Origin of the sequence: Bacillus sp. DC4300-2b2, assembly GCF_049895685.1 — a bacterium.
Classification (GTDB): Bacteria; Bacillota; Bacilli; order Bacillales; family Bacillaceae; genus Bacillus; species Bacillus safensis.
Genome location: NZ_JAFCSW010000002.1, coordinates 823,624 through 843,148, shown reverse-complemented (window position 1 = coordinate 843,148; position 19,525 = coordinate 823,624). Strand labels below are relative to the sequence as shown.

At 40.9% G+C, this 19,525-nt stretch carries 24 protein-coding genes; 14 read left to right on the top strand and 10 right to left on the bottom strand.

The genetic code is table 11. The annotated features are described in order from the left end of the window. The first annotated feature begins 31 nt into the window (after positions 1-31). Entirely contained in the window at positions 32-979 is a 948-nt protein-coding gene (gene yhaM / locus ACP69X_RS09280; RefSeq protein WP_024425447.1) for a 3'-5' exoribonuclease YhaM, read from the top strand. A gap of 116 nt (positions 980-1,095) precedes the next feature. Then, complete coding sequence (locus tag ACP69X_RS09275; RefSeq protein ID WP_041089925.1) at positions 1,096-1,326, top strand: sporulation YhaL family protein; 231 nt, start codon at positions 1,096-1,098, stop codon at positions 1,324-1,326. Between the two features lie 53 nt (positions 1,327-1,379). On the opposite strand, the gene ACP69X_RS09270 is transcribed toward ACP69X_RS09275, so the two are convergent. Beyond that, positions 1,380-2,258 carry a peptidylprolyl isomerase gene (locus tag ACP69X_RS09270; RefSeq protein WP_041089657.1) on the bottom strand — a complete coding sequence of 293 codons (879 nt, stop codon included), beginning with the start codon at positions 2,256-2,258 and terminating at the stop codon, positions 1,380-1,382. Positions 2,259-2,419: 161 nt separating this feature from the next. On the opposite strand from ACP69X_RS09270, the gene ACP69X_RS09265 reads away from it, so the two are divergent. Then, positions 2,420-2,506 carry a YjcZ family sporulation protein gene (locus ACP69X_RS09265; protein WP_008361129.1) on the top strand — a complete coding sequence of 29 codons (87 nt, stop codon included), beginning with the start codon at positions 2,420-2,422 and terminating at the stop codon, positions 2,504-2,506. A gap of 145 nt (positions 2,507-2,651) precedes the next feature. Beyond that, a complete protein-coding gene (locus tag ACP69X_RS09260; RefSeq protein ID WP_017360317.1) occupies positions 2,652-2,741 on the top strand; it encodes a YjcZ family sporulation protein in 90 nt (29 codons plus the stop codon). Positions 2,742-2,792: 51 nt separating this feature from the next. Here ACP69X_RS09260 and ACP69X_RS09255 read toward each other — a convergent pair whose 3' ends face one another. Then, positions 2,793-2,978, bottom strand: coding sequence for a hypothetical protein (locus ACP69X_RS09255; RefSeq protein ID WP_072368131.1), 186 nt, complete (start codon positions 2,976-2,978; stop codon positions 2,793-2,795). An 82-nt stretch (positions 2,979-3,060) separates the two neighbouring features. Beyond that, positions 3,061-3,582, bottom strand: coding sequence for a DUF3267 domain-containing protein (locus ACP69X_RS09250; RefSeq protein ID WP_039177576.1), 522 nt, complete (start codon positions 3,580-3,582; stop codon positions 3,061-3,063). Between the two features lie 233 nt (positions 3,583-3,815). Between ACP69X_RS09250 and ACP69X_RS09245 the strand changes: the two genes are divergently transcribed. Then, positions 3,816-4,160 (top strand): YhaI family protein, encoded by a 345-nt coding sequence (locus tag ACP69X_RS09245; RefSeq protein ID WP_041089661.1) that lies wholly within the window; start codon positions 3,816-3,818, stop codon positions 4,158-4,160. Here the strand turns inward: ACP69X_RS09245 and ACP69X_RS09240 are convergent. Next, on the bottom strand, positions 4,138-4,749 hold the full coding sequence (locus tag ACP69X_RS09240) for an HTH-type transcriptional regulator Hpr (RefSeq protein ID WP_041089663.1): 612 nt from the start codon (positions 4,747-4,749) through the stop codon (positions 4,138-4,140). The two genes, ACP69X_RS09245 and ACP69X_RS09240, sit on opposite strands and share 23 nt — an antisense overlap. 187 nt (positions 4,750-4,936) lie before the next feature. Continuing rightward, the gene (locus tag ACP69X_RS09235) at positions 4,937-5,293 is read right to left on the bottom strand and encodes a YtxH domain-containing protein (RefSeq protein WP_024425453.1); all 357 of its coding nucleotides are present in this window, start codon (positions 5,291-5,293) and stop codon (positions 4,937-4,939) included. 128 nt (positions 5,294-5,421) lie between these two features. Between ACP69X_RS09235 and ACP69X_RS09230 the strand changes: the two genes are divergently transcribed. Then, on the top strand, positions 5,422-5,613 hold the full coding sequence (locus ACP69X_RS09230) for a hypothetical protein (RefSeq protein WP_024425454.1): 192 nt from the start codon (positions 5,422-5,424) through the stop codon (positions 5,611-5,613). 48 nt (positions 5,614-5,661) lie between these two features. Here the strand turns inward: ACP69X_RS09230 and ACP69X_RS09225 are convergent, their stop codons facing one another. The 3 genes from ACP69X_RS09225 to ACP69X_RS09215 form a co-directional block, all read right to left on the bottom strand. Further along, the gene (locus ACP69X_RS09225) at positions 5,662-6,180 is read right to left on the bottom strand and encodes a tryptophan transporter (RefSeq protein ID WP_366206561.1); all 519 of its coding nucleotides are present in this window, start codon (positions 6,178-6,180) and stop codon (positions 5,662-5,664) included. A gap of 127 nt (positions 6,181-6,307) precedes the next feature. Further along, entirely contained in the window at positions 6,308-7,387 is a 1,080-nt protein-coding gene (gene serC / locus ACP69X_RS09220; protein WP_426052622.1) for a 3-phosphoserine/phosphohydroxythreonine transaminase, read from the bottom strand. A 338-nt stretch (positions 7,388-7,725) separates the two neighbouring features. Further along, positions 7,726-8,154, bottom strand: a complete 429-nt coding sequence (locus ACP69X_RS09215) for an HIT family protein (protein WP_024425457.1) — start codon at positions 8,152-8,154, stop codon at positions 7,726-7,728. A gap of 487 nt (positions 8,155-8,641) precedes the next feature. On the opposite strand from ACP69X_RS09215, the gene ACP69X_RS09210 reads away from it, so the two are divergent. From ACP69X_RS09210 to ACP69X_RS09200, 3 genes are read left to right on the top strand one after another with little or no spacing between them, the layout of a single operon-like run. Beyond that, positions 8,642-9,382, top strand: coding sequence for an ABC transporter ATP-binding protein (locus tag ACP69X_RS09210; RefSeq protein WP_426052621.1), 741 nt, complete (start codon positions 8,642-8,644; stop codon positions 9,380-9,382). Continuing rightward, a complete protein-coding gene (locus ACP69X_RS09205) occupies positions 9,375-10,595 on the top strand; it encodes an ABC transporter permease (protein ID WP_075611113.1) in 1,221 nt (406 codons plus the stop codon). The genes ACP69X_RS09210 and ACP69X_RS09205 overlap by 8 nt, the downstream gene beginning before the upstream one ends. 52 nt (positions 10,596-10,647) lie before the next feature. Further along, positions 10,648-11,367, top strand: a complete 720-nt coding sequence (locus ACP69X_RS09200) for an EcsC family protein (RefSeq protein ID WP_426052620.1) — start codon at positions 10,648-10,650, stop codon at positions 11,365-11,367. A 15-nt stretch (positions 11,368-11,382) separates the two neighbouring features. Here ACP69X_RS09200 and ACP69X_RS09195 read toward each other — a convergent pair whose 3' ends face one another. After that, the gene (locus ACP69X_RS09195) at positions 11,383-12,570 is read right to left on the bottom strand and encodes a M20 family metallopeptidase (protein ID WP_041089677.1); all 1,188 of its coding nucleotides are present in this window, start codon (positions 12,568-12,570) and stop codon (positions 11,383-11,385) included. A 283-nt stretch (positions 12,571-12,853) separates the two neighbouring features. On the opposite strand from ACP69X_RS09195, the gene ACP69X_RS09190 reads away from it, so the two are divergent. Continuing rightward, on the top strand, positions 12,854-13,006 hold the full coding sequence (locus ACP69X_RS09190; protein ID WP_241770537.1) for a hypothetical protein: 153 nt from the start codon (positions 12,854-12,856) through the stop codon (positions 13,004-13,006). A 64-nt stretch (positions 13,007-13,070) separates the two neighbouring features. Here ACP69X_RS09190 and ACP69X_RS09185 read toward each other — a convergent pair whose 3' ends face one another. Continuing rightward, positions 13,071-13,556: an antibiotic biosynthesis monooxygenase family protein gene (locus ACP69X_RS09185; protein ID WP_041089679.1), complete on the bottom strand. Its 486-nt coding sequence runs from the start codon at positions 13,554-13,556 to the stop codon at positions 13,071-13,073. A gap of 127 nt (positions 13,557-13,683) precedes the next feature. Between ACP69X_RS09185 and ACP69X_RS09180 the strand changes: the two genes are divergently transcribed. From ACP69X_RS09180 to hemY, 4 genes are all read left to right on the top strand, one after another. Beyond that, entirely contained in the window at positions 13,684-15,819 is a 2,136-nt protein-coding gene (locus ACP69X_RS09180) for a transglycosylase domain-containing protein (RefSeq protein WP_411264444.1), read from the top strand. A gap of 125 nt (positions 15,820-15,944) precedes the next feature. After that, positions 15,945-17,003 carry a uroporphyrinogen decarboxylase gene (gene hemE / locus ACP69X_RS09175; protein ID WP_075611115.1) on the top strand — a complete coding sequence of 353 codons (1,059 nt, stop codon included), beginning with the start codon at positions 15,945-15,947 and terminating at the stop codon, positions 17,001-17,003. Positions 17,004-17,035: 32 nt separating this feature from the next. After that, on the top strand, positions 17,036-17,974 hold the full coding sequence (hemH, locus tag ACP69X_RS09170; RefSeq protein WP_073979225.1) for a ferrochelatase: 939 nt from the start codon (positions 17,036-17,038) through the stop codon (positions 17,972-17,974). Positions 17,975-17,996: 22 nt separating this feature from the next. After that, positions 17,997-19,409, top strand: coding sequence for a protoporphyrinogen oxidase (gene hemY / locus ACP69X_RS09165; protein ID WP_041089685.1), 1,413 nt, complete (start codon positions 17,997-17,999; stop codon positions 19,407-19,409). Positions 19,410-19,525: the final 116 nt, after the last annotated feature.

The window sequence follows — 19,525 nt, the reverse complement described above, 5'->3', positions numbered from 1 at the left end:
TGAGCAGAAACATGGAAGGAGCTTTTATTGAATGGCTAAAGGGATCATGACCTATGATGTCGGCGAACAAGTTGACCTGCATTTATTAATTAAATCATCTACTAAAGGGATTGCAAGTAATGGCAAACCATTTTTAACGCTCATTCTTCAAGATCAAAGTGGAGATATCGAGGCGAAACTATGGGATGCAAAGCAGAATGATGAAATCACCTATGGCCCGCAAACCATCGTGAAGGTAGTAGGCGACATTCATCATTATCGCGGGAGGAATCAGCTGAAGCTTAGGAATATACGCCCTGTTGCTGAAAACGAGCAAATTCGAATTGATGATTTTCTCGAAACAGCTCCTATTCCAAAACACGATATGATGGATACGATTATGCAATATATCTTTGATATGAAAAACCCTAATATTCAGCGTGTTACAAGGCATTTGCTGAAGAAATATGGACAGGAATTTGCTGATTATCCAGCAGCGACAAAAAATCATCACGAATTTGTCTCTGGACTCGCTTACCACGTTGTGTCCATGCTGCATTTAGCAAAATCAATTGTTGACCTATATCCATCACTAGATCGTGATCTTTTATATTCAGGCATTATCCTTCATGATTTAGGGAAAGTAAAAGAGCTTTCAGGTCCAGTCTCTACCACATATACAGTGGAAGGGAATTTAATTGGCCACATTTCCATTATGGTGACAGAAATTGCGAAAGCGGCAGAAGAGCTTAGCATTGATTCAGAAGAAATTCTCATTTTACAGCACTTAGTCCTAAGTCATCATGGAAAAGGAGAGTGGGGCAGCCCGAAACCACCAATGGTGAAAGAGGCTGAAATTCTCCACTATATTGATAATTTAGATGCGAAAATGAACATGATGGATCGTGCGCTTGAGCATGTGAAACCAGGAGAATATACAGAACGTATTTTTGCACTTGAGAATCGTTCGTTTTATAAACCAACCTTCCATCACGAATAATCATGTCAAAACGTCCGTTTATGCGGGCGTTTTTTTCATAACTTGTCTTCTTTTCGCATAAGCATGTAACACAAAGGAAGAGAGGAATGTCCTTAAGAAAAGGAGGCGATGAAAAAATGTTGTTTTTTCCGTGGTGGGTGTATGCCTGTATCATCGGCATTATTTTCTGTGCGTATAAATTAATGACAACAGCCAAAGAGGAGCAAGAAATTGATCAATCCTTTATTGAAAAGGAAGGAGAAATTTTTATCGAGCGAATGGAACAGGAAAGAGAGCGTAGACGTCAGGATCAGCAGGTGAAAAGATCACAGGATACTGCGGCACATGAAGATCATTCGATTGCTTAATCTGGTCATACAAAAACCCCTCTGCACGATGATGGCAGAGGGGTTTTTTGTGATTACTGTTGAGGCTGTTGATTTTGTGCAGGTTGTTCAGATTTTTCTTTGAACGTTTTTTCAAGCTCTTTATCTTTTACTTTCACATCAGCATCTTTTACTAATTTGTTTAAGGTGTTTTGGATTTCATTTGTGTCTGCTTGTTTTTGGTCAAGCAGTTCTTTTTTCAAGTCGGCTTTCATGTCATCATATTTACCGCGTTCTTCGGTCTTTTTAATGATATGGTAGCCGAATTGGGATTTTACTGGCTTACTGATTTCATTTACTTTTAGTTTGAAAGCAGCCTTACTGAAGTTCTCGTCCATTTGGCCTTCTTTTGCGAACCAGCCTACATCGCCGCCTTGTGCAGCTGAAGCAGTATCAGTTGAATATTCAGAGACAAGGGCATCCCATTTTTCACCTTTATCTAATTTCTTTTCCACTTCGTCAGCTGTTTTCTTATCAGCTACTAAAATGTGGCTTGCGCGGATTTTCCCTTTAAGGTCATCGTAATACGCTTTTACTTCTTTATCAGTGATTTTGATGTTAGCTTTGGCAGCCTTTTGAGTCAGCAGCTCATATTTCACTTGATCTTTGATGTAATCTTTACCGAATTCATCTTGAAGCTGTTTTAAACGATCTTCACCAAGTGTCTTTTTATATTCTTCCAATTTCTTATCGATTTCTTTATCGGATACTTTGTATTTGTCAGCAAGAACCTTTTGTTGAACAAGTAGGTTTAGAGCATCGCCACCTGCTTGTTTCTTAAGAGTTGTATAGAGTTCTCCTTTTGTGACATCTCCTGATTTTGTTGTGGCGATTACATCTTTATCGCCGCTACTGCATGCGCCAAGAGTTAAAACACTTACTGCTGTTACAGCTGCTAAAGCCATTTTTTTCATTCAAAAAACACTCCTAATCTTTCCAATTTATTTATCATTGCTTGTATCATAACATATTGTGACATGCTGTAAAAAGAAATGCAAATGGAAGGGCATTCGTCTAGTCAAAAAATTGCACGCGACATACACATATAGTGATCACAAAAAGGAGGCTGAATTATATGGGAGCAGGATATTCTAATGGGTTTGCTTTATTGGTCGTGCTATTCATTTTGCTGATCATCGTTGGTGCAGCATATCTTTACTAATTAAATCGCTGTGACAGATGGGAGCCGTCCTGCCGTGCGTGAGGGCGGTTCTTTTTTCAAACGATGACAGGTGCCTAAACGTTTTTTATTTTTCTGCATACACTGAGCTTAGAACAGAGGAAGAACTGGCAGGAGGTGTTTTCACATGGGAGGAGAAGTCTTTGCTGGCGGTTTTGCACTAGTCGTCGTATTATTCATCTTATTGATCATCATCGGTGCATCTTGGATTTGCTAATTAAAATATACACAAAAAGCTGCCCTCAAACTGGCAGCTTTTGCTTTGATCTTAAATGGAAATGGTAATTTCAACAAATGATGAGATAAGTAAGATCAGTATCGATACATTGATAAAGCGAAACACCTTATCTTGCCGTTCTTCAGGAATCTCTCTGACAAGGCATAATGTATTAGTAAGCCTGTTTATTGAATACACAATAAACGCGGCAAAGACGATGAAGTAAAATAAAACTATCGGAGATCCCCCCTCTCTATGCTATTCCCATACTACATTACCAAATTTTTTATGAAAAAGATAGAAGTTGGCTTTAAAAACCTCATGATGAGGAAGTTTGGTCAACTAATATATCAAACTCGTCTTGAGCTTGATCGATGATGCAGGATTTAGGTGCTTTGAGCAGCTTCCATGCAAATAAAAAGTCAGGCAAACAATAGCCTGCATGTATACTTGCGATGATGATAAAATAGTGTGCGTACATAGGAAACGCCACGCCTAACACAAAGTAAACCGGTGAGATGACACAAAACGGGCTGAGAAGTGAAAAAAGCATCACTTTCTTAGGCACGCGCTGCCAGCAATTTCGTTTCATAAATAGCGTCATTTTTTTCTTATTTTTCATCACTGGGATCAAGTGAACCACACGGTGGACAAGCAATGTCACAAGTAAGAGCACAGCAAAAAGCGGTGCGTTATGGCTGCTTAGCCTCGTTTCAGGATGAGTCAGTTGAAAACATAAAAATGCCATAATGAAAAAAAGGATAGCAAGACTTATGGCTGAAATCATCATTCTCGTATAACCATAATCCTTTTCAAGATTAATGGTCTTCCAACAATTCATTTTTCATCCTTCCAATCTAAAAATCGAATTGAATATCTCCAGATAATTTACTCTTCCTGAGGATAAAAATCAATGGTTTTGATGAAAAAAAATAAAATGCTGCCTTCATATGGAATAAAGAGAGGAAACTTTGGATTTTTCAAGAAAAAAAGAACAGAAGGAGGAGGTTCGTCTCTTTCGTCAATGAGTAATTTCGGCTAAAATAGAAGGACTAAGAGAAAGAGGGAACGTACATGAGTATTGAGGAACGAATGAGCCAGCTTGAATATTATATGGAACTTTTATTGACGGCAACCGATATGAGCCGTTATCCATATTATTCGTTATTGATCAGGCAGCGTGTATCGAAAGAAGAGGCAGAGGAAATTGAGCGTATTTGTGCTGAGCTTTCAGAGGAAATGGATAAGCAAAAAGCACAAGGCTACGTCATGTTTGACGATCTCCTTGCGCTCTTTGCGGGACAGTTAATTGAAAAGCTGGATGTTCATGAGACGATATTTGCTTTGCATGATCAAGGGCTCTTTCAGCCGCTAATGAATGAATTTATAAAGATCATTAAACAATTTGATTTGTTTTAGCCGCTTTTTCTGCTGCCCCTTCAAGTTCCTCAGTCTTTTTCGTGACTTTTCCTCGCTCATTTAAAAAGTCCTTCTCAATGTTTGAAAACGATTTCTCAAAAATCTCCATGAAATCCTCACCATAAATGTTTCGGATAATACACATCATTTCTAAAATCTCAGGGAACTTTCCGTAAATGTCATGTAGCGGCTGTGCGCCTTTGACAATACCAGTTCGGGCCGGGTCATAATCTTCGAGTAGTTTATGGAATGTCTCTTCGCCTTTTGGCGTTAGCTCAATATACGTATTGCGTTTATCGTTTAACTTTTTAGAAAATTTTAAAAATCCTCGTTCCTCCAGTTTCTTGGAGAAGTTAAACGCCGTTGATACATGCATGACGCCAAACTTTGCAATTTCTGATATTGAAGCTCCTTTTAATTGATACGCAATCCACAAAATATGATGTTCATTGATATTTAGGTTATACGGTTTGATCCACTGCTGCCAGTCCTTTTCAATGGATTTCCAAAGAGCTTTGCTCAATTGGGCCATTCTTTGACTGAATAAAAGTGCTTCTTTTACATCGAAAGGCTGTTCCGAATGATTCATCCATTTCACCTACTTCTCTTTTTCTTGTAATTCTATTATGCCAATAAAATAAAGATTAATAAAGCTGAAAATTCAAGAATTTTTAAAAGTCATGAAAAACATTGACAAAATAACCTTTTTTCAACAAAAAAAGTGCGGGATACGCACCCCGCACACTTTTGTAAACGAATATTTTTTTGTGAGTATATTAGTTTTGTAAGGTTTTCTCCAGTTGTTTGAGCTTTTCCTCAATTTCCTGAATTTCCTTTTGTAAGTCCTGCTGATGAGGTTTGATTTCTTCGCGCCATTGCTGAATCGATGTTTGCAATTCAGACCCGACTTCTTTAATCACCTCTGCACTTTCTTTTGCTGTTTCCACAATTTGCTCTTTTAAAGCTTGTCCATCTCTTTTTAATTTTGTCAGCGTATCTTCGAATTTGTCATAGCCATCTTTCACTTTTCCGCGCACATCTCTGCCAGAAGAGGGAGTCGTCAGGAGCACTGCCGCACCTCCGAGGAGACCGCCTACAAATAATCCTGTTAATAAAGAACGTCCACTAGCCATTCAAATCACCTCTAGTCAAATTTTACACATTCGCATGTTCTCTCTGAGCTGACGATCAGCTTCATTGAACTTCCATACATAGCTTGCTTTATTTTAGCATACTTTTGAAGAAAAGGGAGGGGAGAAGGTTGTCTGTCTTTCTGTTCGTTTTTATGTGTATCGTCATCGTTTTTACAGGTGGTTCTATTCATTATGCAAGACAGCTTGGGTATGCAGGGTCTTATCCGCCAAAACATGTCTTAAAACAAAAAGCACTTGTGTGTGCGGCAGGTGCAGGGATTTCGCTCCTCATTTTGCTGCTGACCCTTTTTCTTTTATAAAAGCATGAAAAAACCTCTTCATCTATGATGAAGAGGTTCGGTTATTCGTTAAGCAACTTCTATCATTCTTGCACGTCTCAAAATGGACTGAGCAATTGGGAAGACAAATACCATAGCGATGGTATTAATCACAGCTGCTGGCAGGACGACGCCCACAAGAAGTGCCGGTAATGCAGCTGGCAGTCCAGTGATCAGTAAAGCGGCAGATAAGAAAATCACGCCGGATACGATGGTTCCAATCGCCGTTAACACAGCGGTCAGCATCACTTTGTTCTTTATCTTCGAGCAAGATAAGAAAAGGGCTAGGAAGATAAAGGCTGTCACTGGCTTATCAATCATATTCGGAATTTGTCCGCCTGGGAATCCCGTTGTTAATGCAGAAATGACACCAGTCACTAGCGCAATCACGACGACATGCTGAACCTTTGGGAAAAGGATGATGCTTAAAAACATCATGACCAGCATCATATCAGGTTTCATTCCGAAAAAGATGGGCGGGAAAATCGTATGCAAAACAGCTCCCATTGCTGCAAGCAATGACATAATCACTAATTCTTTTGTTTTCATTTCTATGCTCTCCTCTGCTAAGCTCTTATAGGACTCTCCAATAATATGGCTCATCATTTATTGCAAGAGTCATGACCTTATATTTCTCGTTATTATAACAAATTTATTTCCCTATAGAAAAGCCTTTTTACTCATTTTCTTGCTGGAACTTTTTCATAAAGTCCGCAAGCTTTTGGCAGTCTTCAATTGAGACCGCATTGTAAATAGATGCTCTGCATCCACCGACAGAACGGTGGCCGGCAAGTCCAACCATTTGCTCTTGCTTTGCTTTTTCCACAAAGGAAGAAGTAAGTGTATCATCACGAAGAGTAAAGGTGACATTCATATGCGAACGGCTGTCAGCACGCGCATGTCCTTGATAAAAACCGCCGCTTTGATCAATTGTATCATAGAGAATGCCTGCTTTTTGTTCATTGCGTTTTTCCGCTGCTTCTACACCGCCAGCTTGTTTAACATGCTCAAGGACAAGCGACAGCATATAAATCGCAAAAGTCGGTGGTGTGTGATAAAGAGAGTTAGCTTTTGCGTGTGTCGAATATTTTAATATTTTTGGTGTGCTGCTTTTCTCTTTTTCTAATAAACGTTTGCGCGCAATCACAATCGTGATACCTGAAGGCCCTAGGTTTTTTTGTGCCCCGGCATAGATGAAATCAAATGAAGAAACGTCTATTTTTTTACTGAGAATATCACTGGACATATCCGCAATGAGCGGGAGTGACGTGTTCGGGAACGTTTTCCACTGAGTGCCGAAGATTGTATTGTTCGATGTGATGTGTAAGTAAGCACCATCTGTTAAACCGGAAGCATCTACTTCTGGAATATACGAGTAGTTGTCATCTTCACTTGAAGCAAGCACAGATGTCTGACCAACCCCTTTTGCTTCTGACAATGCTTTTTCTGACCAAGCGCCTGTTTGAATGAAATGAGCTGTTTCGCCTTCATGTAAGAAGTTCATAGGAATCATCGCAAATTGAAGACTAGCTCCGCCTTGTAAAAAGAGGACTTCATAATCTTCTGGAATGTCCATCAGTTCCACCAAAAGCGCTTTTGCTTTATTGTGGACTTCTTCATATTCACCGCTGCGATGAGAAAGCTCCATCACAGACATACCAGTTTGTTTAAAATCAACAAGTTCTTCCTGTGCTTTTTGAAGCACTTCTAGCGGCAGTGCCGCCGGACCAGCATTAAAATTCGTCGTTCGCTTCATCACAATCTCTCCCTATTTCTCGCGTTAATGGATCAAAAGATAAAACCATCCTATCACAAATTTGAAGCATTTGGTCAAAAAATTTGAATCGTTCAAAATATCTTACTATTAAGAGGTGAAAGCGATGAAAAGGGGCGAAAATAAGAAAAACCTCATCTGTTAAGATGAGGTACAGATTGTTGACAAAGGGCTAAAATGATGTTGATTTTAGCCCTTTGCCTTCTTTTGCAGTCTAGGAAGGACGAGTACCGGAGCGGAGCGAATTTGACATTCGTGAGCACCGGCACGCAGACCTGACACCGAATGCGAGGGTTTGTCTACATGGTGAAGCTCATCTGTTAAGATGAGGTAAGCCGCGTGTGGATGGCAGAAGAAATGTCTTTTAAATCCTCTGATGTGTATTGATCTTGATGTGATTTCCATACGGCACCAAAGCCATCGCCTTTGCCGTAGCGCGGAATGATATGCATATGGTAATGGAACACCGATTGTCCGGCTTTTTCACCGTTATTGTTCAGGAGATTTAACCCGATTGGTTCAAATTCCTGTTTGATCGCCCTTGCAATTTTCGGAATCGCTTGGAAGTAGTGATTAGACACTTCTGGTGTCATCTCATAGATATTTTCTTTATGTATTTTCGGGATTACAAGGGTATGTCCTTTTGTTACTTGGCTGATATCAAGAAAAGCCAATACATGCTCGTCTTCATATACTTTTGCACATGGAATGTCTCCATCAATGATCTTGCAAAAAATGCAGTCGCTCACGCCATGTCACTCCTCATTATTTTTCCTTTATCGTATCACAAAAAGAAGCAAAAAAGAAAACAGGACAAGCGAACTCCTTTGGTCGCTCATCCTGCTCCTGCAGAAGAAATGCTGATGCTTTCATTCGATATGCCTTTTGAATTCTCTATTTACTGAAATAAAGAATTCATATGCCTGCTATTTCTGCCGTAAACACCTCATTTGACGTTTTGGTTTGTCGTATACATATTGTATAGGACACAAAAATCAAGAATCAGTGAAGCAAAACAGAAGCTAAGGTTTTTAGATGAAAAACCAACTTGTCATGCGGTTCTTTGCCTTTAACAAACACCTCATTTACTTATTGGTCATCAAGTTCATTTCTTCTACATACATTATGATGACCATAGCGCCTATTTTTTATTCATGACTCGTCTATAGGTAAACATTTCAAAATATCATTCGTTTTTGGTACTATAAAGGAAAAAAGAAAGAAAGGAACGAATTCATGTCCCTTCTCACTGTAAAAGATGTAACGGGTGGATATACAAAGAATCCCGTTCTAAAAAATATTTCATTTGAATTAGAAAGAAATCAAATCGTTGGTCTCATTGGCTTAAACGGGGCGGGAAAAAGTACAACCATCCGCCATATTATTGGGCTCATGAAACCGCATAAAGGTATCATTGAATTGAATGGACGAACCCTTCAAGACGACCAAGAGGCGTATCGTTCACAATTTACATTTATTCCTGAGACACCTGTTTTATATGAAGAATTAACGTTAAAAGAACATTTACAGCTGACAGCGATGGCTTACGGTCTATCGAAAGAACAATTAGACGAACGGCTGCCGTCGTTGCTGAAAGAATTTCGGATGGAGAAACGGCTGAAATGGTTCCCTGCTCATTTTTCAAAAGGAATGAAGCAGAAGGTCATGATTATGTGTGCATTCCTTGTGGAACCAGAGCTGTATATCATCGATGAACCGTTTTTAGGGCTTGATCCTCTTGCGATCAATGCACTGCTTGAACGGATGAATGCTGCGAAGAAAAGCGGGGCTAGTGTCCTGATGTCAACGCATATTTTAGCGACAGCTGAGCGCTATTGTGATTCCTTCATTATTTTGCACGAAGGGGAAATCAGAGCGAAAGGAACACTGGCAGAGCTGAGAGAACAGTTCAATATGAGAGATGCGACACTCGATGATCTTTATCTGGAATTAACAAAGGAAGAAAGCTATGAGTAAAACAACGCTTACTATTTGGAAATCAAGATTAGAGGAACACATACAAGAAACAAGAAAATACTTAAAATACATGTTCAACGATCATCTTGTCATTGTGCTCATTTTTTTCCTTGCAGGCGGAGCAAGCTGGTACAGCAGCTGGCTCAAACAGATTCCGGCTCACTTCCCATCCTACTGGGTGATGGCAGTTGTTTTCTCATTAGTACTTACAAGCTCATACGTACGTACGTTGATTAAAGAAGCTGATCTCGTGTTTTTGCTTCCTTTAGAAGGGAAGATGGAGCCTTATTTAAAACAAGCTTTTAACTTTAGCTTTATTTCTCAGCTGTTTCCTCTCATTGCTGTATCCATTGTCGCCCTTCCGCTTTATTCGGCAGTGTCTTCAGGAGACATCACGGTATATGTGCTGATATTGGCGCAAATGATTTTGATAAAGGGCTTGAATACAGCCATTCAATGGAGAATGACTTATTTTCAAGGAAAACACGTGAGATGGCTCGATGCAGCCCTTCGTTTTCTATTAAATATGATGTTGATCTACACCGTCTTACAGGCAGCCTATGCGATTGCAATCGTTTTTTATCTTATCTATGGTGTCTATCTCGTCTACTTAACAAATGCGGTGAAAAAACAGCCTTTTCAATGGGAAATGCATATTTCTGATGAATTAAAACGGAAGCAGCGCTTTTATCGTTTGGCAAACTTATTTACCGATGTGCCTCACTTAAAGAAACAGGTGAAAAGAAGAGCATATATGGACTGGATGTTGAAGTTTGTTCCTTACGATCAGCGTAAAACTTTTTCTTATATGTATGTGAGGGCGTTTGTACGCTCAAATGACTATTTTGGTCTGGTGTTTAGATTAACGGCCGTGTTTGTCCTGATTATTTTGTATACAGGTGCAGCAGGCTGGGTGGGTGCGTTACTTGTCTTGTTCACAGTATTTATCACAGGTGTACAGCTTGTGCCATTAACGAAGCACTTTGCTCATCTTTCATTACAGGCACTTTATCCAGTTTCTCAAAAAGAAAAGGATCGAAGCTTTTTTGTTCTCGTCCGTAATGTGCTCATCATCCAATCGATATTGCTGAGCTGTGCGGTACTTCCAGCAGGAGGCTGGCAGGGAAGCGGACTTGCCTTTCTCATTTCTTTAGCATTTGTGCTTGTCCTCTTTAAGCCTTACGTACAAAGCAGGTTAAAAAAGATGAGATAAGAAGAAATATGTTTTTACAGCGAGCGTAAGATGACATCAAGGAGGGGACAGGATGAATGCAGCTGAACGGGAATTGTATGAAGAAGCCATTCTTTTTCAAACACGTTTTTTAAGAAAACCTTCAAAGATCGAACGGTTTTCAAAAGGAGTTCAGCAGCAGGTGAACCGACGTATTCCTGCCAGGTTTCATCAAGTCATCACAAGTGCGGTCAAAACAATGGTTGAGTCGACCGTATCAGGATCACACTTCACTTCATTTTCAGTGATTGATGAACAATTATCTATTCTAGAACGAAATGAACTGGCAAAGGATAAAGTGAAGTATTACCAAAAGGCGGCGGCCGTAGAAGGGGTTGGAACAGGTGCAGGCGGTTTATTCCTCGGGATGGCAGACTTTCCGCTGCTGCTGAGCATAAAGATGAAATGCCTTTATGAGCTGGCGTGTATTTACGGCTTTGATTTATCTCAAAAAGAGGAAAGACTCTTTTTGCTCTGTATATTTCAACTCGCTTTTTCCAGCAGTGCACATCGTCAAAAAATGATGAAGATCATAAATGATTGGGAAACGAGCCGAGAGGAAATGGATTGGTACAGCTTTCAGCAGGAGTATCGAGATTATATTGATCTTGTGAAGCTGTTTCAATTAATGCCGGTCGTCGGAGCCGCTGTTGGCGGCGTGGCAAATCATCAGCTGACAGGACAGCTCGGAGAGGTCGCACGCCATGTGTTTCACTTGCGAATATTGAAAGATATGAATAAGAAAAGCCGCTGAGGACAGCGGCTTTTCTTATTCATTGTAGGAAAGAACGGCGTTAGCGAGTACCTTTGCTGCGACAGGCATTGCTTTTTCGTTGATATCAAACTTTGGATGATGATGTGGATACACGTCCTGGCTGTTTTCCGGCATGGCGCCTGTGTAGAAGAAGGTGCCAGGGACATGCTGAAGGTAGTAAGCAAAGTCTTCTCCGCCCATTTGGGTTTCCGCTTCTTTTACTTCTGTTACACCTTCTGTCTGGTTTGCGATGCCAGCTATATATTCAGTCTGCTTTGGATGGTTTTTGACAGCAGGGTATCCTCTTACGTATTCATATGTGTAGGCAGCATCATGCATCTGACATACCCCTTTTACCACCTGTTCAATTTCTCGTTCGATGATATGCCGTGCACTTTCTTCAAAGGATCGTGCAGTACCAGTTAAAACAGCTGAATCTGCAATAACGTTAAAGGCATTCTCCGCTACAAAACCTCCAACAGAAACAACAGCAGAATCAATCGGATTGACTTTTCGGGCAACGACTTGCTGCAGGCTTGCGACGATTTGTGAACCGATGAGTACGGCATCTTTTGTTAAATGAGGCTGGGCGCCGTGTCCGCCTTTCCCTTGGACTTGAATGGAGAAACGATCGGCCGCTGCCATAAAGTTTCCGCTTTTATAAAGAATCGTGCCACAAGGCTCTGAAGACCAAAGGTGCGTACCGAATATCACATCGACACCGTCTAAACAGCCGTCTTCAATCATTGGTTTTGCACCGCCGGGAGCATATTCCTCCGCATGCTGATGAATGAGGACGATCTTTCCTTTTAATTGATCACGATGCGTATGCAAGATTTTTGCTAATACAAGAAGTGTCGCAGTGTGCCCATCGTGACCGCACGCATGCATCACACCAGGCTTTGTTGATTTGTAAGGTACATCTTTTTCATCGTGGATGGGAAGTGCATCAAAATCAGCTCTGAGGGCAATGGTTGGTCCCGGAGAAGCTCCTTCAATAAAAGCGAGTACGCCATGACCGCCCACCTTAGTGCGCGTAGGGATTTGTAATGTATCATAGTAGCTGGCGATGAAAGCGGCTGTTTCTTCTTCCTGAAAAGAAAGTTCAGGATTCATATGGAGATGGCGTCTAATTTCAACCATTTCCTCATAATGTTCATCAAGACGTTCATTGATGCTTTTTTGTAAAGTGGATATTGTCATTGAATCGAAAACCTCCTTCATGCTCTTTTACTGATTGTATGGTAATTGTTAGAATCTTTCAACAGAAGAGGATTTCGTGGTCAGTATCAAAAGGTCATTTTACATAAAAGTCGAAGTTGATATGAAGCAGGGAAAGGGAGGAGTAGCGTTGGGAAGCTGTCCAAATTGTTCAAAAACATTTTCTTTCGTCGAAAAATTCCATTTATCACATACGAAAATGGTGATGTGTCCAAGCTGTCGGCATCAAATCAAAGAAACATTTGTCTCAAAAATGAGTTTTTTCATGATCTGCTTGATTCCACTATTGGTGCTGCTGATTCAATTGAAAGGTGCTTCACCTATGTTGAAATGGCCGATCTTATTAGGTTGGATATTGCTGAATTTCTATGTGCTTCAGCCGATCATCCATAGGTACGAGCTGAAATCAAGCTCATAAAATGAAGAGCCCAGCGATTGGGCTTTTTTTCATGAAAAAAAGAAGTGCTGAGAGCAGCACTTCCTTAATTGTCTGTGACGGCATGGTAGGATGTGATGTAAGCCGGACGAGAGAAAATGGAGCCTGTATCCTCGTGTGGCTGAAAGAATGCTTCTGATTCTTGAAAGTCTTGAAATAATTCCTCTGATTCCCAAAGTGTCAAAATCAAATAAACTTCTTCATCTTTTTGAGGTCTTAAAACGCGAATAGCCTGGAAGCCGCGCTGATGTTCTGAGATGTTCGTCTTTTTCTGAAAGGTGGATTCAAACAGTGCTCTGCTTTCAAGCTTAACAGGGATATGATTCAAGGTGACGAAACCGGATTGGACAAGCTCGCCTTTCGCATAAATCACATTATAGGCATGAGGGGCTTTAAATACAGTCTCACCCTCCGTTTCATGAAAAAGAGCTGCTTGTTCTTTCCCAACCATATAAAGCAGATTTTCCAGATGGTGTTTTTTTGCGATTTTATGCAAAAAATCTGCTGTTCCATATGTAATATAGAAATTCATCTAAACCGCCTCCTGCTTGATAGTATAACAAAAGAATGATATATAATTCTTTGGCAGTCAATCCATAAAACATATTATGAAGCAATACATCCCATACTATCCGTATAAAGGAATGAGGTGACCTAATTTGAAGAAAAAGAAGATAATCATTCCATTAGTCATTGCAGGAAGTACAATCGTACTCTCATTTATTGGCTATCTGACGATTTTATTTTTAGGACATTATGTCATAGATGAAAAGAAGCTTGTTTTTCACGCTTCCTCCAAAATCATTGATCAGAATGGAAAAGAACTCACAAGCATGTATTCAGAAAATCGGGATCCTGTGTCATTAAAAGAGGTGCCTGATAAAGTAGCAAAAGCTTTTGTGGCTGTCGAAGACAAGCGTTTTTATGAGCATCACGGAATTGATGCACAGTCTATTTCAAGGGCGGTTTATCGAGATATATTAGCAGGAGGGAAGGTAGAGGGCGGCAGTACAATTACTCAGCAGCTCGCAAAAAATATTTTTCTCACTAATGACAAAACCTTTCTTCGAAAAACGAAAGAAGTCATTATTGCCATTAATTTAGAAAGAGATTATTCAAAGGATAAGCTGCTAGAGATGTATTTGAATCAGCTTTACTTTGGCCATGGTGTTTATGGGATTCAGGCAGCAGCCAATTATTATTTTAGTAAGGATGTCAAAGATTTAACGGTCAGCGAAGGTGCTACGCTCGCTGCGATGCCAAAGGCACCATCTTCTTACTCGCCTGTTCTACACCCTGTTAAAAATAAACAGAGGCGGGACACCATCCTGAATTTAATGAACGAACAAGGATATTTGTCTTCAACAGAAACAGTAGAAGCAAAAGGGAGAACACTAGGCATTCATTTAAAAAAGAAATCAGAAACGCCTTGGGTGGACAGCTATGTTGATCTCATCATTAAAGAAGCAGAATCAGAGTATGCCATTTCACATGAACAATTGCTTCAAGGCGGCTATACCATTACAGTTCCGATCGATATGAATCTGCAAAAAACCGCTTATGATGCGATGAAGAACAACCGTTATTTCCCGGGAAAAAGCGGTTCTCCGGAAGGCAGCGCCGTATTTATTGATAACGAGTCTGGTGGAGTAAAAGCAGCCATCGGGGGACGAGAATATCAGGCGAGAGGCTACAACAGGGTGACAGCTGTTAGGCAGCCGGGATCTGTTTTTAAGCCGATTGCAGTCTACGGTCCGGCAATGCAGGAGAAAAAATTCAGACCTTATTCACTGCTTGAAGACAAAGAAAAAAGCTATGACGGCTATTCACCTAAGAATTACGATGGGCAGTATGAAGGCAGGATCACAATGGTGGAAGCCCTCATGAAAAGTAAAAATACCGCTGCTGTTTGGACGTTAAGCCAGCTGGGCATTGATACGTCGAAATCATATCTCGAGAAAATGGGAATAGATATTTCGGATAAAGGCTTAGCTATTGCGCTTGGCGGTTTAGAAAAAGGAGTTTCTCCATTACAGATTGCTGGAGCCTTCCATACATTTGCCAATGAAGGCGTATATAAAAAGCCTTTCTTTATTCAGAAGATCACCAATGATGAAGGAGAAACTGTAGAAAAGAATCGTGGTAAGCAAGAACGAGTGTTTAGCGTGCAGAATGCATGGAACATGACAAGAATGCTTCAGCAAGTTGTCAAAGGCGGGACAGCCCAGAGCGGTTCATACGCTGGAGATTTAGCTGGTAAAACAGGGACAACCACATATTCGGGTGTGAAAGGTGCAACAAAGGATGCTTGGTTTGCCGGGTATACGCCTAGTACAACGGGTGCAATTTGGATGGGGTATGACAAAACCGATAACAGCCACTATTTAACTGGGGGCAGTCAATACCCAGTGCAGCTGTTTAAAGATATTTTAACAGCTGCTCAAATCACCAATGAAACGTTTGAAAAACCAGAGGGAATAAAAGAGCTTCAATCTCCTATCCATTTAGAGGGAGTATCAGGATTTGAAGCCCGCTATGCGTTTAAAATCAAAGGCTTGTTTACATTAGAGCTGTCTTGGGACAATCAGGAGGATAAACGCGTTGAATACCGCATCTATGAAAAGAGAAATGGAAGCGAGACGCTGATTGACACAGTGACAGGCGTGGGCAGCTATACAATGCCGTATGCCAATGTGTTTTCAAATGCAGAGTATAAGGTTGTTCCATACAATACTCAAACGCAAGAAGAAGGCGAAGGCAGTCCGTATGTCAAACCAGAGGCTTTTGGACGTTAATATTCGGCGATTTTTTGAACATTGAGCCGCTTTAGTATACCGTGCCTTGAAAAAGCGGTATAGTAAAAGCAGGTTTGAGCCTTGTACAAAAAGAGAGTATAAGGCGAAAGGTGGAATGAAAGGTAATGGGAAAAACGAAGGTTTTTAATGACACGTTCTTAAAGGCGTGTAAAGGGGAAAAAACAGACCATGTACCAGTTTGGTATATGAGACAGGCAGGACGCTCACAGCCTGAATATCGTGCCCTTAAAGAAAAATACGGGCTATTTGAAATTACGCATCAGCCAGAGTTATGTGCTTATGTAACAAGACTTCCTGTAGAACAATATGGTGTAGATGCCGCTATTTTATATAAAGATATTATGACCCCGCTTCCGGCTATTGGAGTGGACGTAGAAATTAAAAATGGAATTGGACCTGTGATTGATGCACCGATTCGATCTAAAGCAGATATTGAACGTCTTGGGGAACTTCATCCTGAAGAAGACCTGCCATATGTGCTTGATACCATTCAGCTTTTAACGAAGGAGCAGCTGAATGTTCCACTTATCGGTTTTGCTGGCGCACCATTTACGATGGCAAGCTATATGATTGAAGGCGGTCCATCTAAAAATTATCATAAAACAAAGGCGCTGATGTACAGTGATCCCGAAGCATGGATGCTGCTCATGAACAAGTTAGCTGATATGACGATCACGTACATACGTGCGCAGGTAAAAGCCGGGGTCAGTGCTTTTCAAATTTTCGACTCATGGGTTGGCGCTTTAAATGCAGCAGATTACCGGACATTCATTAAGCCTGTCATGCAGCGAATTTTCACAGAGCTGAAGTCTGAAAACGTCCCAATGATCATGTATGGAGTTGGTGCAAGCCATCTAGCGAAAGACTGGCACGACCTGCCGCTTGATGTGGTTGGACTGGATTGGCGCACGAGTGTAGACGAAGCGAGAAAAGAAGGGCTCACAAAAACGTTACAGGGAAACCTTGATCCAACCATCTTGCTTGCTCCTTGGGAAGTCATTGAAGAAAGAGCAAAAGATATTCTAGATCAAGGAATGAAATCAGATCACTTTATCTTTAACTTAGGTCATGGGGTATTTCCTGATGTTTCACCAGATACGTTAAAGAAGCTGACAGATTTTATTCACGATTATTCAGCGAAACATAAAAAATCATCCATCTAAACTATTTCAAATGATCTGAAGGAGTGTTGGTTGTGGAGAAAAAGAAAATGGGACTTCTTGTCATGGCATATGGCACCCCATATAAAGAAGAAGATATTGAACGTTATTATACACATATCCGCAGAGGCAGAAAGCCGGAGCCAGAGATGCTGCAAGATTTGAAGGATCGCTACAAGGCAATCGGCGGTATATCTCCTTTATCAAAAATTACAGAACAGCAGGCAAATGGTTTGTGTGATCATTTGAACGACATCCAAGACGACATTGAATTTCATGTCTACATTGGCTTAAAGCATATTGAGCCGTTCATTGAGGATGCAGTTGCAGAGATGCACAAAGACGGCATCACAGAAGCAGTGAGTATTGTTCTTGCGCCGCATTTTTCAACCTTTAGCGTGAAATCGTATAACAAGCGTGCACAAGATGAGGCAGACAAGCTTGGTAATCTGAAGATTACATCTGTGGAAAGCTGGTACGATGAGCCGAAGTTTGTGGACTATTGGGTGAAACAAGTGAAGGATACGTATGCATCGATGAGTGAAGAGGAAAGAGAATCAGCCGTACTCATTGTGTCTGCACACAGCCTCCCTGAAAAAATTATTGCAGCAGGAGATCCATATCCTGATCAGCTTGCACAATCTGCCAAAATGATTGCAGAAGGTGCAGGAGTTGAACATTATGAAATTGGCTGGCAAAGTGAAGGCAACACGCCTGATCCATGGCTTGGACCAGACGTTCAAGACTTAACACGGGACCTATTCGAACAAAAAGGCTATAAAACGTTCGTATATGTGCCTGTTGGGTTTGTCGCTGACCATCTTGAAGTGTTATACGACAACGATTATGAATGTAAAGTCGTGACAGATGAAATCGGTGCAGCCTACTATCGTCCAGAAATGCCAAATGCGAAACCAGCATTTATTGATGCTCTCGCAACTGTCGTATTAAAGAAGCTTGACGAAAGCAAGTAATTATATAAAAGAAGGCGATCCTATGCATGACAATCAAAAACACCTTGTCATCATTGGCGGTGGCATCACTGGTTTAGCCGCCGCCTTCTATTTGGAAAAGGAAGTCGAAGAAAAAGGTCTTCCCATTCAAATATCTCTTATTGAAGCGAGCCCTAGGCTAGGTGGAAAAATACAAACATTATATAAAGACGGCTACATCATTGAACGTGGACCTGATTCATTTTTAGAAAGAAAGGTCAGTGGACCGCAGCTGGCGAAGGATGTTGGTCTCGCAGATCAGCTCGTCAATAATGAAACAGGGCAAGCATATGTACTAGTCAATGAAACCCTTCACCCGATGCCAAAAGGCGCTGTCATGGGTATTCCAACTCAAATCAGCCCATTCATCACAACCGGTCTTTTTTCAGTTGCAGGAAAAGCGAGAGCCGCAATGGATTTCGTCTTGCCAAAAAGCAAGCAGACAGAAGATCAGTCGCTCGGTGAATTTTTTAGAAGACGTGTCGGTGATGAAGTAGTTGAGAATTTAATAGAACCTCTTCTATCAGGCATTTATGCAGGTGACATTGACCGTCTCAGCTTAATGTCCACCTTCCCGCAGTTTTATCAAACAGAACAAAAGCATCGCAGTTTGATTCTTGGGATGAAAAAATCACAGCAGCATGCAAAAGCGCACCAAGTGACAGCGAAAAAACAAGGGCAGTTCCAAACGATTAATCAAGGACTGCAAGCGCTTGTTGAAGCAGTAGAAAGCAAGCTCAAGCTGACAACGGTTTATAAAGGGACAAAAGTGAAGCAGATTGAAAAAACAGATGGGGGCTACGGTGTGCAGTTAGACAGCGGTCAAACGCTTTTGGCTGATTCAGCCATTGTGACAACTCCGCATCAATCGATCTATTCCATGTTTCCAAAAGAAGCAGGACTTGAGTACTTGCATGATATGACATCTACTTCTGTTGCAACGGTTGCACTCGGTTTTAAAGAAGAGGATGTTCATAATGAATATGACGGCACTGGTTTTGTCATCTCAAGAAACAGTGATTTCTCTATTACAGCCTGTACGTGGACGAACAAAAAATGGCCGCATACAGCTCCTAAAGGAAAAACGCTATTGCGTGCTTATGTAGGGAAGGCTGGCGACGAATCAATTGTCGAACAGTCAGACCATCAAATCGTCAGCATTGTGCTGGAGGATTTGAAGAAAATCATGGATATTAAAGCAGATCCAGAACTGACGACAGTGACTCGCTGGAAGACCAGCATGCCGCAATATCACGTCGGTCATCAGAAAGCCATTTCGAACATGCGAGAAACGTTTAAGCAATCATATCCTGGTGTTTATATCACAGGTGCTGCTTTTGAAGGTGTCGGAATCCCTGATTGTATTGATCAAGGAAAAGCTGCCATTTCAGAGGCTGTATCTTACCTATTCTCATAAAACAAACTCCCTTTTCTATCAAGGAAAGGGAGTTTTTCGTGTTCGAATAATTCAAAAAGAGTTGTGAATCATAAAAGTGAACAAAGTTGTTGCATCCTGAGAAAAGGATGTGGTAT

Bases quoted from the DNA above. Each gene is read 5' to 3' on its own strand.
- yhaM (WP_024425447.1), top strand. From the start codon at position 32: ATGGCTAAAGGGATCATGACCTATGATGTCGGCGAACAAGTTGACCTG.
- ACP69X_RS09275 (WP_041089925.1), top strand. From the start codon at position 1,096: ATGTTGTTTTTTCCGTGGTGGGTGTATGCCTGTATCATCGGCATTATT.
- ACP69X_RS09270 (WP_041089657.1), bottom strand. From the start codon at position 2,258: ATGAAAAAAATGGCTTTAGCAGCTGTAACAGCAGTAAGTGTTTTAACT.
- ACP69X_RS09265 (WP_008361129.1), top strand. From the start codon at position 2,420: ATGGGAGCAGGATATTCTAATGGGTTTGCTTTATTGGTCGTGCTATTC.
- ACP69X_RS09260 (WP_017360317.1), top strand. From the start codon at position 2,652: ATGGGAGGAGAAGTCTTTGCTGGCGGTTTTGCACTAGTCGTCGTATTA.
- ACP69X_RS09250 (WP_039177576.1), bottom strand. From the start codon at position 3,582: ATGAATTGTTGGAAGACCATTAATCTTGAAAAGGATTATGGTTATACG.
- ACP69X_RS09245 (WP_041089661.1), top strand. From the start codon at position 3,816: ATGAGTATTGAGGAACGAATGAGCCAGCTTGAATATTATATGGAACTT.
- ACP69X_RS09240 (WP_041089663.1), bottom strand. From the start codon at position 4,749: ATGAATCATTCGGAACAGCCTTTCGATGTAAAAGAAGCACTTTTATTC.
- ACP69X_RS09235 (WP_024425453.1), bottom strand. From the start codon at position 5,293: ATGGCTAGTGGACGTTCTTTATTAACAGGATTATTTGTAGGCGGTCTC.
- ACP69X_RS09225 (WP_366206561.1), bottom strand. From the start codon at position 6,180: ATGAAAACAAAAGAATTAGTGATTATGTCATTGCTTGCAGCAATGGGA.
- serC (WP_426052622.1), bottom strand. From the start codon at position 7,387: ATGAAGCGAACGACGAATTTTAATGCTGGTCCGGCGGCACTGCCGCTA.
- ACP69X_RS09210 (WP_426052621.1), top strand. From the start codon at position 8,642: ATGTCCCTTCTCACTGTAAAAGATGTAACGGGTGGATATACAAAGAAT.
- ACP69X_RS09205 (WP_075611113.1), top strand. From the start codon at position 9,375: ATGAGTAAAACAACGCTTACTATTTGGAAATCAAGATTAGAGGAACAC.
- ACP69X_RS09200 (WP_426052620.1), top strand. From the start codon at position 10,648: ATGAATGCAGCTGAACGGGAATTGTATGAAGAAGCCATTCTTTTTCAA.
- ACP69X_RS09195 (WP_041089677.1), bottom strand. From the start codon at position 12,570: ATGACAATATCCACTTTACAAAAAAGCATCAATGAACGTCTTGATGAA.
- ACP69X_RS09190 (WP_241770537.1), top strand. From the start codon at position 12,854: ATGATCTGCTTGATTCCACTATTGGTGCTGCTGATTCAATTGAAAGGT.
- ACP69X_RS09185 (WP_041089679.1), bottom strand. From the start codon at position 13,556: ATGAATTTCTATATTACATATGGAACAGCAGATTTTTTGCATAAAATC.
- hemE (WP_075611115.1), top strand. From the start codon at position 15,945: ATGGGAAAAACGAAGGTTTTTAATGACACGTTCTTAAAGGCGTGTAAA.
- hemY (WP_041089685.1), top strand. From the start codon at position 17,997: ATGCATGACAATCAAAAACACCTTGTCATCATTGGCGGTGGCATCACT.